This is a genomic window from uncultured Xanthomonas sp., assembly GCF_964278005.1.
Taxonomy (GTDB): domain Bacteria; phylum Pseudomonadota; class Gammaproteobacteria; order Xanthomonadales; family Xanthomonadaceae; genus Xanthomonas_A; species Xanthomonas_A sontii.
On sequence record NZ_CAXYKF010000022.1, the window covers coordinates 86,347 to 100,846 of the forward strand.

Here is a 14,500-nt window from a genome sequence, read left to right on the forward strand (position 1 = left end):
TGGCACAACATGAAGAAGACAATCGCAAGCATTGCCATGACAGCGACCTTGACGAGCCTGCCGCTCGCAGCACTAGCGTCTGAGCCAGTGCCATCCATCAGCCAAGCGACACTGCAGGAGTCCGAGAGCGAATACCAGCACAGCCAGCTCTGCGGCAAGGACGAGCTTACCCTGTGGACGTGCCAGACGCGCAAGCGAGAGTTTTCGCTATGCTCGTCGAAGGCGGTCAACCGGACCTCGGGCTACCTGCAGTATCGGGCGTCGGAGAGCGGCAAGCTGGTGCTGCAGTACCCCGCACAGCAGAAGCCGCCGACGGGTCTCTTCACTTACAACACGTTTCCCAACGGAAACGCATCGATCGAGTTCAGCAACGGCGGCTACCGGTACAGCCTGTTCGACCCGCTCAGATCCGCTTCGTCCATCTCCGTCTCCGGACCTGGAGCATCGGACAAGACCACGCAGATCGCCTGCGGCCCGAACCAGACACTCCAGCTCAACTACACGATGCGGTTGATGTACGACGCAGGCGTGTGGGTCGATCCCTGAGTGCGCCGAAACAGGCCGCGGCGTCGGCGTCCCGCTCCTCCCGACCGGCCGCCGACCGAGTGCGGTGGCGGTAGCGGTCGATGCAATTTGCGCTTGCTACACTCGGCGCGGCGGCGCTGCTCCCGAGAGCGACCAGGTCGACCGCCATGCCAAAGCCGCCACACCTTACGTTTTTTTTCCGCAACCTCTTTCTCCCTCATCGACTATCGGTGCCATCATGAAACAAGCCATCGCGCTTCTGCTGCTTGCCTTCGCCTCCTCGTCCGCTTTCGCGGCGGGCAGATCCTGCGAGGAGTTGAAGGCCGAGCTCACCGCGAAACTCGATGCCAACGGCGTCAAGGACTACACGCTGAACATCGTCGACAACGCCGACGTCAAGGATCGGAAGGTCATCGGCAGTTGTGCGGCGGGAAGCAAGAAGATCGTGTACAGCAAGAACAAGCCGTCGACGTAAGCAACAGGAGCTGTTACGTCATGCATGCAACGTGGACGCGAGGCATTGTCCTCGCACGTCGAAGGAGCGTTTCATGCAGGTAGTAGATCACGAACCGCATGCCTGGTTCCTTCTGCGCGACGGCGACACACTGCTGCTCGACGTCAACTGCAGCCATGGCCCCGTCGGTTATGCGTGGACCATGGCGCTGACAGCTCAGGAAGTTGCGCAGTACCGCGCGCTCGGGCGTGATTTCATCGCGCAGCTCGCCGAGCGCGTGCAGTCGACCGCGCCGGGGGTGTTGGGCAATCGGTCGCCGTATCTGATTCGCAAGGCGGATGCAGAGACCCGCCAGCGCGTGACCTTGTGCATCAAAGCCTGGAGGCAGAGCGACTGACCGTCCTGGGAGTTTTGCATGGAAATCCGTGCGGATTTTCTGCTCATGACAACTGCGTTGTGCAAGCCACGCCTGGTGATCAGGTGATGCATCCGACCGGCATCAACAGCGTAAGCCACTCCTTATCGCATCCAGCCCCGCTCTGGCATGATTCATGACAGGCTAGGTACCCGGAAAGAGAAAGCCGCCATGCATGACATGACCTGGAGCGCTTCCGAGAAAAAGGCAGCCAGGGCACTGTTAGACACCGCGCTTCAACGCGAACTCCAAGCCTATCTCCAAGAGTTCAAACGCAGTGCCGCAAGCATCGACACGCCGGGCGCTCTATGGCCCTTGGTCGACCAGGCAGTAAAAAAGCAGCGCGAAATCGCTCAGACATACGACTAACGCTATTCTCAGCTCACCCTCGTCTTCGCCGTCCTTTTGCGTCGCGGCATCATTCAGGAAGCGGAAGTAGGCGCGCTTGGTGACGAGAAGGCCAGGCACATCATCGCCCTTGCAAGCCTGAAGGTGTGATGTATCCAATCGCGTGTCGAACTGCCGCCGTCTACGGCACACGATGCAGTACGCCGGCACCAATACCCGCCGGAAGGCCTTGTGTTCCGACATACGCTGCTACGGATGTGCTGAGTTTATGGCGATTCGCCGGCTGATGCAGCGCGCCGCGTCGCCCTTTTCTCGCGGCATTGCGAGATCGCGCCGACGCTCGGACTGTAGTAGGTTCATCGCGTACGGGTCGATGGGCAGACCCGCCGACGCGAAGACAGGTGCCGATTACCATGCGTGTATTTCTGGACGATGAGCGCGAGACACCCGCAGGATGGACAAGGGCCTATTGGCCGGATGACGTCATCGCGCTGCTCCAAACCGGGAAGGTAGAGGAACTCAGCCTGGACCATGATCTCGGCGACGATGCACGCGGAACCGGTTACGACGTGGTGCTCTGGATCGAGGAAGCAGTGGCACTTCGGTCCTTCGTTCCGCCCAGGATGCACGTCCATTCTGCAAACACTTCGGCGAGAGATAAGATGCGTCTTGGCATCGAGGCGATCGAGCGGCTAGCGGCAAAGAACAGACCCGTTGCATGATCCCATTGCGATGCGGCTGAGATGATGGAGAAGCCGACTACTTGTCCGGCACGTGCCTACTGCTCCAATACCTGACACTCGCAGATGATCAATCCAGATTGGACAACCAGAGGCAAATCGGTCGCGCAGTTGATCGAAGAGCTCAAGACATTCGAGAACCAGGACATGGAGGTCAGAATCTCCGTCGATGGCGGCAACAGGTCCTTCCCGATTTCGCTGATTGGCAAGACGGATGGCAAGTATGCCGTCTTGAGGAATTGCGAAGACAATCCTTCCATCGTTCATCATGTGTCTGAGGATGGTTAGCGATTCATTGGCACGGTATTTCAATCTCAGCTTTCACGCTGATGGCAGGCCTCGCCGCAGCATCCTCCCTGTGACAGTCGACAATGACAGAGAATCCGGAAGCCCAACGTCGCAACGCGCCCCGCACAACGGTGCAGTCCGAGCCGCGCGCATCCGAAGAGGCCGCGCTTCCCCTTCCGAAGGAAACGCTCTGGGCCTTGTTCGATTACTTGAACGACGCGCTCGCCGATGGCTGCGATCACTCCTTGCGACTCACCACACAGTTCCTCGCGTCCCAGGATGTCGCTCCGGAGTCGGTCATCCCCTGGCTCGGTGCGCACGGAGGCTTCTGCGATTGCGAGGTGCTGTTCAATGTCGAGGAGCGCTGGGGCAAGCCGTGACCGGACATCGACCTGATGCATGACCTTCCGCATCACTTCCTGGCCGATCTGCTGCTGCATCCTGCGCAACCAGGAAGCAAGGCGACTGCGCTCGTCTCCGGCCAGTGGTGCGCCATTCTCTGCATCGACCAGCAGCAGTGGTCGGCCCGCCTCACCTTCACCGGCAGCCCGGCGCCCGGGGTCACGTTCCGCGCAGGGGTACAGTTGCTGATGCCTGACGCACTTGCCCACTTCCCGGCGGGCGCCGATTTCACGCTCTGGGCGAACGGCAGCGAAGGGACAGGCCACGTGGTCTTGAGGGCGGCCTGACAGGCACACGATACCCGCATGCACGTCGACATCACCCACCACGTGGACGCCAGCGAGCCCGACGACGGGTACGGTTACTACTATGCCTACACCCTCTACCGCTTCAGCGACGGCAGCGATCGGTTGCTGGCGCGCAGCTACGACGACGATGCGGATCATGCGCATTTCCTGAACATCGAAGTGGACGGGCACGTGCGCTTGATGATCGACGCGGACCTGCGGCATCCGCTGCTGCTGGCCGCCGCGGCGTACCTGGGAGAGACCGGCAAGCGTAGACTGCGCTGGCTGAGCGGCCGCGGCGACGGTTACGAGCCCCTGCCCGCCCAGCCCACCATCGGACCAGCGGAGGCTCCATGAAGCGCGTCACCGGGATTGGCGGCATCTTCTTCAAGGCACAGGACCCGGCCGCGCTGCAGGCCTGGTACCAGCGGCATCTCGGCATCGACGTGCAGGCCTGGGGCGGCACCGCCTTCGCCTGGAACGACGGCAGCGGCGCGCCGGTCACCGGTTCCACCGTCTGGTCGATCGGCGCGGCGGCGCAGGAGCCGCACTTCTCGCCCGGCACGGCACCCTTCATGATCAATTACCGGGTGCACGATCTGCACGCGCTGGTCGCGGCACTGCGCGAGGAAGGCTGCCACGTGCTGGACCGCATCGATGAGTCCGAATACGGCGCCTTCGCCTGGGTCATCGACCCGGAAGGCAACAAGGTGGAGCTCTGGCAGCCGCCCGCCGGGCAGTAGTGCCCGCTCCGGCCGGTCGACTGGCCGGCCGGTAGCACGGGACGCCCGACCGATCAGCGTCGAACCAGCCCCGCCGACATCGCCCGTGCACGCCGACCGGTGGATTGGCGCCGCCGACCGGCGGCACACGATCTTCGCTCGCCCTGCACTGCGCTATCACTACTGTCCGCGCTCATTGTCCTGATCGGGATCCGCGCCACCAATGAATGCCTCCCTCCCGAGTTCCCCCTCGCCCCTGCGTCCCTTCGCGGCGCGGGTCCTGGTCGTCATGGCGCTGGGCGCGCTGGCGCTGCTGGCCTGGCAGTTGTCGGAGCTGCTGCTGATCGTGTTCGGTGCGGTGGTGGTGGGCGTGCTGCTGCACGGGCTGGCCACGCTGTTGCGCAAATGGTTGCCGCTACCGGAGTGGGCGGCGCTGGCGCTGGTGATCCTGGTGCTGGTGCTGGCGCTGTCGGCGATCGTGCTGCTGTTCGGCGCCGAGGTCGCCGCGCAGATCGACACCTTCCGCGCCACCCTGCCGGCGGCCTGGAACAAGTTCCACGCCTGGCTGCAGTCCGGTCCGCTGGGGCCGCAGATCGAGCGCATCCCCGACCAGTTGCGCGACGGCGCCTCGACCCTGGCCACGCACGCCGGCGCCATCGTGCTGTCGGCCGGCGGCGGCGTCACCGACGCGGTGCTGATGATGGTGGGCGGGCTGTACCTGGCCGCGCAGCCGCGGCTGTATCGCCAGGGCCTGCTGCACCTGTTGCCGCGCGACCGCCGCGGCGTCGCCGACGAGGCGCTGACCGCCAGCGGCCAGGCGCTGCGCGCGTGGCTGACCGGCCAGTTGCTGGCGATGGCGGTGATCGGAACCCTGACCGGCATCGGCCTGTGGCTGCTGGGCGTGCCGGTGGCGCTGGGCATCGGGCTGCTGACCGCGCTGCTGGACTTCATCCCCATCGTCGGCCCGATCGTGGCCGCGGTCCCGGCGATCCTGCTGGGCTTCACGGTCAGCCCGCAGGTGGCGCTGGGCGCGCTGCTGCTGTTCGTGGTCCTGCAGCAACTCGAAGGCCACGTGCTGCAGCCGCTGATCCAGGCGCGCGCGGTGGACCTGCCGCCAGCGCTGCTGCTGTTCTCGCTGTTCGGTATCGGCGTGCTGTTCGGGCCGATGGGCGTGGTGCTGGCGGCGCCGCTCACCGTGGTGCTCTACGTGCTGGTCAAGCGCCTGTACGTGCAACATGCGCTGGGCGATGCCGAGGGCGCGGATGGCGCCGGAAAGCCCGCCGCCTGATCTGCGGTGCGTGCTCCCACCCCGCCCCGCACGCGACGATGCCCACCGATCCGCAGGACCTGCAACGCGATCTGGCCGAGACCTTGCACGGTGCCGCCGCGTACAACGACAAGGGCTATGCCTGGCTCGGACACGATGCCCAGCAGATCGCCGACATGCAGCACCGGTTCCAGGCCCAGTTGACGGAACTGGCCGCGCGCCTGGGCGAGGCGCGACTCGGCGCGGCGCTGAGCGCCGCCATCGCCAGCGGCGCGGCCGCACGCGACGGCTCGGGCGACTATGTGTTGCTGTGCGAGCAGGTATTCGGCCGCGCGCGGGTGCGCCGCTGACGGCCTCGGGCACCGCCCGGCGCAGCGTCATCCAGCGTCACGGGAGCGCGGCCTGCGATACGGCCGCTGAACGCCGGCCCCGCGCTGGGACCGGCTGGCTTTGACTTGTCATTCACGCGGCCCACACTGGCGGGTGCCTTTCCCTCGCCCGATGACCCCGTGAAGAAGCCGCCCCAGGATCCCGCGTCCACCCCGCCCGCCGACACCGACACCACCCCCGAAAACCCGCAACGCCGACGCCTGCTCGGCGGCCTGGCGCTGGCCGGCAGCGCCCTGGCGCTCGGCGGCCCCGCCGAAGCCCACGCCGAGAGCCCCAAGCGCGCGCCAGCGCGTGCGCTGTCGCCGACGGAACTGGATCGGCAGCTGCGGCAGAAGATCGAGCACGTGGTGGTGATCTACGCCGAGAACCGCAGCTTCAACAATCTGTTCCCCGAGTTTCCCGGACTGCAGCAGCCGCTGTCCAAGGTGACGCCGGCGCAGGCGCGGCAGGTGGACCGCGACGGCAGCGTGCTCGACATCCTGCCGCCGATCTGGGGCGGACTGGCGCCGGACGAACAGGTGGTGGCGCATCGCCGCTACAAGATCGGCGAGGACGCGATCGGGCCGCTGCCCAATGCGCCGTTCGCGCTGCGCACGCCGGACGGCCAGCTGCTGCCGCACGGCATCGTGACCCGCGATCTGGTGCACCGCTTCTACGAGAACCAGATGCAGATCAACGGCGGCCGCAACGACGGCTTCGCCGCGTGGAGCGACGCCGGCGGCCTGGTGATGGGCCACTACGCCGATGCGCCGGCCACGCTGCGGCTGTGGAGCCTGGCACGCGACTACACGCTGTGCGACAACTTCTTCATGGGCGCGTTCGGCGGTTCGTTCCTCAACCACCAGTACCTGATCGCCGCGCAGGCGCCGTACTACCCCAAGGCCGACAGCAGCCCGGGGCGGACGCAGATCAGCGTGCTGGCCAGCGACCGGCCCGACGAGATCCGCCTGGCGGTGCAGGACGATTCGCCGGGCACCGCGCTCAACGGCCGGCCGCGCTTCGTGCGCAACGGCGCGCTGACCCCGGATTTCTGGGCGATCAATACCCTGAGCCCGCCGTTCCAGCCCAGCACCAGCCAGGACCCGACGCGCCCGGACTACGCCGACCCCAACAGCCCCAACACGCTGCCGCCGCAGACCCACCGCCACATCGGCGACGCGCTCGACGCCAAGGGCGTGGACTGGGCCTGGTACGCCGGCGGCTGGGCGCTGGCGGTGCAGGGCAAGGGCGACACCGGCGACACCAGCGAGTTCCCCGGCAGCCCCAACTTCCAGATCCACCACCAGCCGTTCAACTACTTCGCCAACCTCGCCCCGGGCACGCCGGCGCGGACGCGCCGCCTGCGCGACGGCGGCCTGGGCGACACCGCCCCGCAGAACCGCTTCCTCGCCGACGTGCAGGCGGGCACGCTGCCGCCGGTGACGTTCTACAAGCCGCAGGGCAACCTCAACATGCACGCCGGCTATTCCGACGTGGCCGCCGGCGATCGCCACATCGCGATGGTGGTGGAGGCGCTGCGCAACAGCCCGCTGTGGGAGAAGACCGTCGTGTTCATCACCTTCGACGAGAACGGCGGCTGGTGGGACCACGTGGCGCCGCCCAAGGCCGACCGCTGGGGCCCGGGCTCGCGCATCCCGGCGCTGGTGGTGTCGCCGCACGCCAGGCGCGGCCACGTCGACCACAGCGTCTACGACACCGGCTCGATCCTGCGCTTCATCACCCGCCGCTTCGGCCTGGAGCCGTTGCCGGGCCTGGTCGAGCGCGAGCGCGCGATGCACGCCGCCAGTGGCATGGTGCCGGGCGACCTCACCGCCGCGCTGGACCTGGGCTAGGCCGGCGCAGGTTGCGCAGGACGGGGCGGACTGCCGCCGCCCTGCCCCGCGTCCAGGCAATGCGGCACTCAGGCGGCGTGGAACGTGCCAGCGCCGCGCTGGCGACGGAACAGCAGCAAGGTGCAGGCCAGGCCGATCAGCGCCGCCAGCGACAGCCACAGCGCCGGGGCAGCCCGGCTGTGCGTGGTGTGGATCAGCCAGGTCGACACCGCCGGGGTGAAGCCGCCCATCGTGGCGGTGGCCAGACTGTAGGCCAGCGAGAAGCCGGTGGTGCGCACCTCGGCGGGCATCACCTCGGTCAGCGCCACCACCATCGCGCCGTTGTAGGCGCCGTACAGCAGCGACAGCCACTCGCCCACCAGCAGCAGCCGCACGAACGACGGCGCATCGACCAACCACTGCAGCGCCGGCCACACCGTCAGCAGCATCGCCACGCTGGCGAACACCAGCAGCGGCTTGCGGCCGATGCGGTCGCTCAACGCGCCCATCACCGGCAGCCACACGAAGTTGGACAGGCCGATGCAGCCGGTCACCACCAGGCTGTCCAGCTCGCTCAGGTGCAGCTCGGCGCGGCCGTAGGTCGGCATGTAGGCGGTGATCAGGTAGAACGACACGGTGGTCATCATCACCATGCCCACGCCGGCCAGGATCAATCCGACATTGGCGCGCAGCGAGCGCGCGATGCCGGCCAGGTCCGGGGCCTGACGCGCGGCGAACTCCGGGGTTTCCTGCAGCGAGCGGCGGATCAGGAAGATCAGCGGCACGATCAGGCTGCCGATGGCGAACGGCACGCGCCAGCCCCAGCTGTCCATCGTGCTGTCGGAGAGCAGCGCGTGCAGGGCCACGCCGAGCGCAGCGGCGAACACCACCGCCACCTGCTGGCTGGCCGACTGCCAGGCCACGTAGAAGCCGCGCCGGCCCGGCGTGGCGATCTCGGCCAGATACACCGACACGCCGCCCAGCTCGGCGCCGGCGGAGAAGCCCTGCAGCAGGCGGCCGAGCAGCACCAGCAACGGCGCCAGCACGCCGATGGTGCCGTAGCCGGGGACGAAGGCGATCAGCAGCACGCCGGCCGACATCAGCCCCAGGGTCAGGATCAGGCCCTTGCGACGCCCGTGCCGGTCGATGTAACCGCCGAGCACCAGCGCGCCGATCGGCCGCATCAGAAAGCCGGCGCCGAACGTGGCCAGCGACAGCATCAGCGAGGCGAACGCGCTATGCGACGGGAAGAACGCATGGCCGATGGCCGTGGCATAGAAGCCATAGACCATGAAGTCGTACATCTCGAGGAAGTTGCCGGTGACCACGCGGAACACGGCGGCGGCGCCGTGCGGCGCGGCCTCGGCGGCGGGGGGCGTAGCGGAAGAAGTCATCGATCGGAGTCTGCTGGAGAAGAAACGGCACCGCCTTGCGATGTCGTGCGACGGCACGGGCGGCGCGCGCGGCAACGGTACAACACGTCGCGTACGCATGCCGCCATGACGCTGCACGTCGCTACGTACGGGTTAATGCACAGCGGTACGACGCCCAGGCCGGAACTGCCGCTGATGCAACATCGGGTGCATCTCGATACGCGCCGGTGATGCACCAAGCGTCGATGTCGATGTCGATGTCGATACGATCTCTACGTCCGCTCTCGGCTCGCTGGCGCCATCGCCTCACGAAACAGGCCAGCACGCGCAGGTCGCAACGACGCCACCACGTCCGAACGGGTAGCCTGCACGCTGTCACGCACCAGGAAGCGCCACCGATGCGTCCCGTTCGACCGCTGCATCTCGGCGTGATCGCCGACACCCATGGCCTACTCCGCCCCGAGGCGCTGGCGGCCTTGCGTGGGTGCGCCGCGATCGTGCATGCCGGCGACATCGGCAAACCGGACGTGCTCGACGCACTGCGGGAACTGGCACCGCTGCACGCGATCCGCGGCAACATCGACACCGCGCCATGGGCACAGGCGCTGCCCGAGACCCTGGACCTGGACATCGACGGCGTTCGCGTGCACGTGCGCCACGACCTGAAGACCCTGGCACGCGTCGCCGACGGCGTGGACGTGGTGATCAGCGGCCACTCGCACAAGCCCTTGCTGGAGACCCACGACGGCGTGCTCTACCTCAATCCCGGCAGCGCCGGGCCGCGCCGCTTCCGCCTGCCGATCAGCCTCGGCCACCTGTATCTGACACCGACCGGCCCGCGCGGCGAGTTGCAGACCCTGGGCTAGCGCAGGCGGTTCCCGCGCCGTGGCGCAGCGACACGCGACGCGCGGCGGGCAGGCGACGAACGCGCGCGATCTTCGCTACAGTGGAGGCGGGGAGGTGTGCGGCCAGCGGAAGGCGTGGCGACGCCAGGATGCGGCAATGCGAAGGGGAGCGAGCATGCGCAAGGGATGGAACGTGTTCAGCAGGGTCGGCCTCGGCCGCATGACCAGGGACGAGTACCAGGCCAATCTCAACGGCCTGAACATGTTCTTCGGTGCGGTCCTGGGCCTGGTGCTCACCGGCACCGAGCGCCTCAACGCCTGGCAGTTCGGTGTGGTCCTGGGCGTGCTCGCCAGCCTGGTCACCTCGATCCTGTTCATTTCCAGCAGCCGGCACCGGGTGGCGTACGCGATCTACACCCTGCTGATGGTGCTGGCGCTGCCGAAGGTGATCGACGTGATGCTCAAGGGCCAGGCCCTGCTGCCGGACAAGGTGCAGCCGACGCTGATCGTGTGGACCATGATGACCATCATGGTGGAGTTCTGGGGCCGAGAGAAGGACGCCGAGACCGCTGCCGCAACGGCCGCGGACCGCACGCTCGGCTAAGGCGGCGCGCGGGCGCGAATACACGTCGCGCACCGTTGCGATGGCGGCGCGTCGCCTCACCAATCGGTCGGCGCGTAGTCCTTGAGGAACTGGCCCCACACGTGCTCGCCGGTGTTGAAACCGTGGATGATCGGATCGACGATGCGCGCGGCGCCATCGACGATGTCCAGCGGCGGATGGAAGCGCTCTTCCTGCACCTTGCGCGCGGCGATCTCGGCCGGATCCTCGTCGGTGACCCAGCCGGTATCCACGCTGTTCATGTGGATGCCGTCGTTCTGGTAATCGGCCGCCGAGGTGCGGGTCATCATGTTCAACGCGGCCTTGGCCATGTTGGTGTGCGGATGCCGGGTGGTCTTGAAGTTGCGGTAGAACTGCCCCTCCATCGCCGACACGTTGACGATGTGCTTGTCGCGCTCGGGCGTGCGCAGCATCAGCGGCTTGAGCCGCGCGTTGAGGACGAACGGCGCGACCGCGTTGACCAGTTGCGTCTCCAGCAGCTCCACCGAGGACACTTCGTCCAGCAGCAGGCGCCAGGAGTTGCGCCCGCGCAGGTCCACCTGCTGCAGGTCCTGGTCCAGGCGCCCCTCCGGGAACAGGTGCTGCTGGGCGAGCAGGTCGTCGGCCAGCAGCGGCACCTGCGACAGCTCCGCGGCGCGCAGCAGGCCGTCGGCACCGGCGCGCCCCTGGCCCGCCCCGGCCATCTGCGTGCTGCCCCCAGCCGGCAGCAGATCGGGACCGCGCAGGCCTTCGTATTGGCCCACCAGCCGGCGCACGTGCTCGGGCAGGTCGTGCAGCGCGGCGGTCTCGCCGGCCAGCATGTGCGCGTAGAACTGCGGCGGCCGGCGCACGGTCTGGCAGGCGTTGTTGACGATGAAATCCAGGCGGCTGCGAGTCGCCAGCAGCTCGCTGCAGAACGCCTCGACGCTGGGCGTGTGGCGCAGGTCCAGCCCGTACACCTGCAGGCGGTGGCCCCACTCGGCGAAATCCGGCTCTTCCGCGTAGCGCGCCGCCGAGTCGCGCGGGAAGCGCGTGGTCACGATCAGCTCCGCACCCGCACGCAGCAGCTTGAGCCCGGCCTGGTAGCCGATCTTGACCCGGCCGCCGGTGAGCAGCGCCACGCGCCCGCGCAGGTCCGCGGTCTCGGTGCGCTTGAAGTAGTTCAGCTCGGCGCAGGGCGGGCACATCTGGTCGTAGAAGTGATGCAGCTCGATGTACTTCTGCTTGCACACGTAGCAGTGGCGCAACTCGGGCGAATGCACCGCCGGCGCCTCGGCCACGGCCCGCGCATGGGTCAGCGCTTCCGGGGTGTGCGGCGGAAAATAGTTGGGCGTGCTGAACACCGGTTTGCGCCGCAGCGCGCGGATGCCGGTCTGCGCCAGCAGTGCCTCGGCCTTGCGCACCTTCTCCTGGTGGCGCTCGCGCGCCTGTTCCTTGAGCAGCTTGCGCCGCGCCTTGGGCTCGGGATTGAAGACCTGGGCGACCACCTGCAGCAGGCGCACCCGCTCGGCTTCCGGCAGGGTATCGAGCACGCGCCGGTCGGCGGCGATGGTCTCGAGCAGGTCCAGGGTGATGCGCAGGCGCTCGGCCTGGGGCAGGTCGTCGGGAGAAACGGGGGCAGTGGCGTTCAAGACAGATCCGGGATGGGCGACGGCGGGCCGCGGCAGAGCGCCGGCACGATGCCGACAGGGCAGCACGCGGCCCTGCGGCGCCACCGCCCGCCGAAGCGGGAACAGCGGCGGCACGGGCCGCGGCGGGCCGGAGGAACCGGCCACCCGGGCATTTTCGCCGATCCGCGGCTTGCGATCCACGCGCGCTGCGATCGCCGTGCCCGACACCCCGCCCCGGAGGCGGGCCGGGGCCGCTCAGCGCGCTGGTGTGGTCGCGAACTCGCCGCGCTGCAGCTTGGCCACGTCGTTGCCTTGCGCATCCCTGGCCTGCAGGTCGGCGCCCTTGGCGGCGAGATCCTTCAGCACCTCGGTGCGCTGGAACAGCGCCGCGTACATCGCCGCGGTCTGCCCGGCGTTGTTGCGCTGGTCCGGCGCGCAATCGGCCTGCATCAGCCGCTTGGCGATGCTCAGCTCGCCCTTGAAGATCGCGCCCATCAGCGCGGTGTTGCCGCGCTTGTCCTGCGCGCAGGGGTCGGCCCCGGCGCGCAGCAACTGCTCCACCGCCGCCTGCTGGCCGTGGTAGGCGGCCAGGATCAGCGCGGTGTAGCCCTTGTCGTCGCGGGTATCGAGGTCGTAATGGGCGCGGATGAACTCGGCCAGCATGTCCTGGCGGCCCTGCCGCGCGGCATCGAAGAAATAGCTGCGCAATTGCGCCTGCACCGCGGCCGGATCGGGCGCCGCAGGTGCGGCCGGTGCAGCGACCGCCGTGGCGCTGAACGCGAGGCCAAGAAGGACGAGGACAACACGACGCATGGGGAGTCTCCGCAAGAAAGTGAGCGGCGCGGCGATACCGCCGCCGGGCCGCGCGTGGGACGGATCAATCCTGCAGCTGCGCGGCCAGTTGCCTGACCCGCGCCAGGTCGCCCTTGGCCACCCGCGCCACGCCGCTGCCGTAGGCCGGGTCGGCCTTGTACAGGTAAGAGAGCATGAGGTGCTTGCTCGCGTCGTCGGTGCCGGCCAGCGATTCGCCGAAGCTCTGGATCAGGTCCTGCTGTTCCTTCTTGCTGTAGCCGCGGAACAGTTCGCCGGCCTGCTTGAAGTTCTGCTCGCGCGTGATCCTGGCCTGCTGGGTGGTGCCGGACAGCGGCAACTGGCTGTAGCGCGCGTTCGGATCCTGCGGCCGCGCGCTGAGACGGCTCGGCTCGTAGTTCACGCCGCTGCTGGTGCTGCCGGCATTCATCGCGCCGTCCTGGTTGCCGTTGTTGACCGCCACGCGCGGCCGGTTCACCGGCAGGCTCAGGCCATTGGTGCCGACGCGGTACAGCTGCGTGTCGGCGTAGGAGAAGATGCGCCCCTGCAGCAGGCGGTCTTCCGACGGCTCGATGCCAGGCACCAGATTGGCCGGCGCCATCGCCACCTGTTCGGTCTCCTGGAAGAAGTTGTCCACGTTCCTGTTCAGCACCATCTGCCCGATCTTGCGCTCGGGCACGCCTGGCCAGATCTTGGTGGCGTCCAGCGGATCGAAGTCGAACTTGGCCAGGTCCTCGGGCGCGAGCACCTGGATGTACAGATCCCACTTCGGATAGTCGCCGCGCTTGATCGCGCCGACCAGGTCGTTGGTCAGGTGGCTGTAGTCCTTGCCCTGCACCGCCACCACCTGCTGCGGATCCAGGTTCTTGAGGCCCTGCAGGCTCTTCCAGTGGAACTTGACGTAGTGCACCTGGCCCTGCGCGTTGACCAGCTTGTAGGCATGCACGCCGTTGCCGTCCATGAAGCGGTAGCCGGCCGGCGTGCCTTCGTTGGAGTACAGCAGGGTCAGGGTGCGGGTCGCCTCGGGCACGTGCGAGAAGAAGTCGAAGCGGCGCGAATCATCGTCGAGGTTGGTGCGCGGGTCCGGCTTGAACGCATGCACCATGTCCGGGAACTTGATCGCATCGCGGATGAAGAAGGTCGGGAAGTTGTTGCCGACCAGGTCCCAGTTGCCTTCGCTGGTGTAGAACTTGGTGGCGAAACCGTGCGGATCGCGCAGCGTCTCCGGCGAATGGTTGCCGTGCACCACCGAGGAGAAGCGCACGAACACCGGCGTCGTCGTGCCCGGCGCGAACACCTTGGCCTTGCTCAAGTTGGAGATGTCGGCGGTGGCGGTGAACTCGCCATGCACGCCGGTGCCGCGCGCATGCACCACGCGCTCTGGGATGCGCTCGCGATCGAAGCGCTGCAGCTTCTGGATCAGTTGCACGTCCTGCAGCAATGTCGGGCCGTTGGGCCCGGCGGTCTGCGAGTTCTGGTTGTCGCCTACCGGCGCGCCATTGTCGCGGGTGAGCGTGGACTGCGCGGCGCTGGCCGACAGGATCAGGGAAGGCGACAACAGGACAAGCAACAACAGGGATCCAGGGCGCATGGCGTCGGCTCGTGTGAAGGG

The 14,500-nt window shown here is 67.6% G+C and carries 19 protein-coding genes; 15 read left to right on the forward strand and 4 right to left on the reverse strand.

From position 1 onward, the window contains the following. The first annotated feature begins 9 nt into the window (after positions 1-9). The 13 genes from ACHWVH_RS14120 (at position 10) to acpA (ending at position 7,670) form a co-directional block, all read left to right on the forward strand. A complete protein-coding gene (locus ACHWVH_RS14120; RefSeq protein WP_394687416.1) occupies positions 10-546 on the forward strand; it encodes a hypothetical protein in 537 nt (178 codons plus the stop codon). Between the two features lie 217 nt (positions 547-763). Continuing rightward, the gene (locus ACHWVH_RS14125) at positions 764-1,000 is read left to right on the forward strand and encodes a DUF1161 domain-containing protein (protein WP_150409514.1); all 237 of its coding nucleotides are present in this window, start codon (positions 764-766) and stop codon (positions 998-1,000) included. A gap of 73 nt (positions 1,001-1,073) precedes the next feature. Beyond that, a complete protein-coding gene (locus ACHWVH_RS14130) occupies positions 1,074-1,376 on the forward strand; it encodes a hypothetical protein (RefSeq protein WP_394687417.1) in 303 nt (100 codons plus the stop codon). A 189-nt stretch (positions 1,377-1,565) separates the two neighbouring features. Beyond that, on the forward strand, positions 1,566-1,763 hold the full coding sequence (locus ACHWVH_RS14135) for a hypothetical protein (protein WP_394687418.1): 198 nt from the start codon (positions 1,566-1,568) through the stop codon (positions 1,761-1,763). 392 nt (positions 1,764-2,155) lie between these two features. Further along, the gene (locus ACHWVH_RS14140) at positions 2,156-2,464 is read left to right on the forward strand and encodes a cyclic-phosphate processing receiver domain-containing protein (RefSeq protein ID WP_017915152.1); all 309 of its coding nucleotides are present in this window, start codon (positions 2,156-2,158) and stop codon (positions 2,462-2,464) included. 84 nt (positions 2,465-2,548) lie between these two features. Further along, positions 2,549-2,770 carry a hypothetical protein gene (locus ACHWVH_RS14145; RefSeq protein WP_394687419.1) on the forward strand — a complete coding sequence of 74 codons (222 nt, stop codon included), beginning with the start codon at positions 2,549-2,551 and terminating at the stop codon, positions 2,768-2,770. Positions 2,771-2,853: 83 nt separating this feature from the next. Further along, positions 2,854-3,150 (forward strand): DUF2695 domain-containing protein, encoded by a 297-nt coding sequence (locus ACHWVH_RS14150; RefSeq protein ID WP_226978688.1) that lies wholly within the window; start codon positions 2,854-2,856, stop codon positions 3,148-3,150. Between the two features lie 15 nt (positions 3,151-3,165). Beyond that, on the forward strand, positions 3,166-3,459 hold the full coding sequence (locus tag ACHWVH_RS14155; protein ID WP_152240409.1) for a hypothetical protein: 294 nt from the start codon (positions 3,166-3,168) through the stop codon (positions 3,457-3,459). Between the two features lie 18 nt (positions 3,460-3,477). Beyond that, the gene (locus tag ACHWVH_RS14160) at positions 3,478-3,816 is read left to right on the forward strand and encodes a hypothetical protein (RefSeq protein ID WP_394687420.1); all 339 of its coding nucleotides are present in this window, start codon (positions 3,478-3,480) and stop codon (positions 3,814-3,816) included. After that, a complete protein-coding gene (locus ACHWVH_RS14165) occupies positions 3,813-4,202 on the forward strand; it encodes a VOC family protein (protein WP_017907682.1) in 390 nt (129 codons plus the stop codon). The genes ACHWVH_RS14160 and ACHWVH_RS14165 overlap by 4 nt, the downstream gene beginning before the upstream one ends. A gap of 268 nt (positions 4,203-4,470) precedes the next feature. Next, positions 4,471-5,469: an AI-2E family transporter gene (locus ACHWVH_RS14170; protein WP_017907681.1), complete on the forward strand. Its 999-nt coding sequence runs from the start codon at positions 4,471-4,473 to the stop codon at positions 5,467-5,469. A gap of 38 nt (positions 5,470-5,507) precedes the next feature. After that, positions 5,508-5,798 carry a hypothetical protein gene (locus ACHWVH_RS14175; protein ID WP_394687421.1) on the forward strand — a complete coding sequence of 97 codons (291 nt, stop codon included), beginning with the start codon at positions 5,508-5,510 and terminating at the stop codon, positions 5,796-5,798. A 159-nt stretch (positions 5,799-5,957) separates the two neighbouring features. After that, the gene (gene acpA / locus ACHWVH_RS14180) at positions 5,958-7,670 is read left to right on the forward strand and encodes an acid phosphatase (protein WP_394687422.1); all 1,713 of its coding nucleotides are present in this window, start codon (positions 5,958-5,960) and stop codon (positions 7,668-7,670) included. 68 nt (positions 7,671-7,738) lie between these two features. On the opposite strand, the gene ACHWVH_RS14185 is transcribed toward acpA, so the two are convergent. Next, complete coding sequence (locus ACHWVH_RS14185) at positions 7,739-9,043, reverse strand: MFS transporter (protein ID WP_320745347.1); 1,305 nt, start codon at positions 9,041-9,043, stop codon at positions 7,739-7,741. A 377-nt stretch (positions 9,044-9,420) separates the two neighbouring features. Between ACHWVH_RS14185 and ACHWVH_RS14190 the strand changes: the two genes are divergently transcribed. Next, entirely contained in the window at positions 9,421-9,888 is a 468-nt protein-coding gene (locus tag ACHWVH_RS14190) for a metallophosphoesterase family protein (protein WP_267121784.1), read from the forward strand. Positions 9,889-10,042: 154 nt separating this feature from the next. Beyond that, a complete protein-coding gene (locus ACHWVH_RS14195) occupies positions 10,043-10,471 on the forward strand; it encodes a hypothetical protein (protein WP_394687423.1) in 429 nt (142 codons plus the stop codon). 56 nt (positions 10,472-10,527) lie between these two features. Here the strand turns inward: ACHWVH_RS14195 and ACHWVH_RS14200 are convergent, their stop codons facing one another. The 3 genes from ACHWVH_RS14200 to katB all read right to left on the reverse strand — a co-directional run bounded on the left by ACHWVH_RS14200 (position 10,528) and on the right by katB (position 14,479). Further along, positions 10,528-12,099, reverse strand: coding sequence for an SDR family NAD(P)-dependent oxidoreductase (locus ACHWVH_RS14200; RefSeq protein WP_394687424.1), 1,572 nt, complete (start codon positions 12,097-12,099; stop codon positions 10,528-10,530). Positions 12,100-12,333: 234 nt separating this feature from the next. Continuing rightward, positions 12,334-12,891, reverse strand: a complete 558-nt coding sequence (locus tag ACHWVH_RS14205) for an ankyrin repeat domain-containing protein (protein ID WP_394687425.1) — start codon at positions 12,889-12,891, stop codon at positions 12,334-12,336. 64 nt (positions 12,892-12,955) lie between these two features. Continuing rightward, a complete protein-coding gene (katB, locus tag ACHWVH_RS14210) occupies positions 12,956-14,479 on the reverse strand; it encodes a catalase KatB (RefSeq protein WP_394687426.1) in 1,524 nt (507 codons plus the stop codon). Positions 14,480-14,500: the final 21 nt, after the last annotated feature.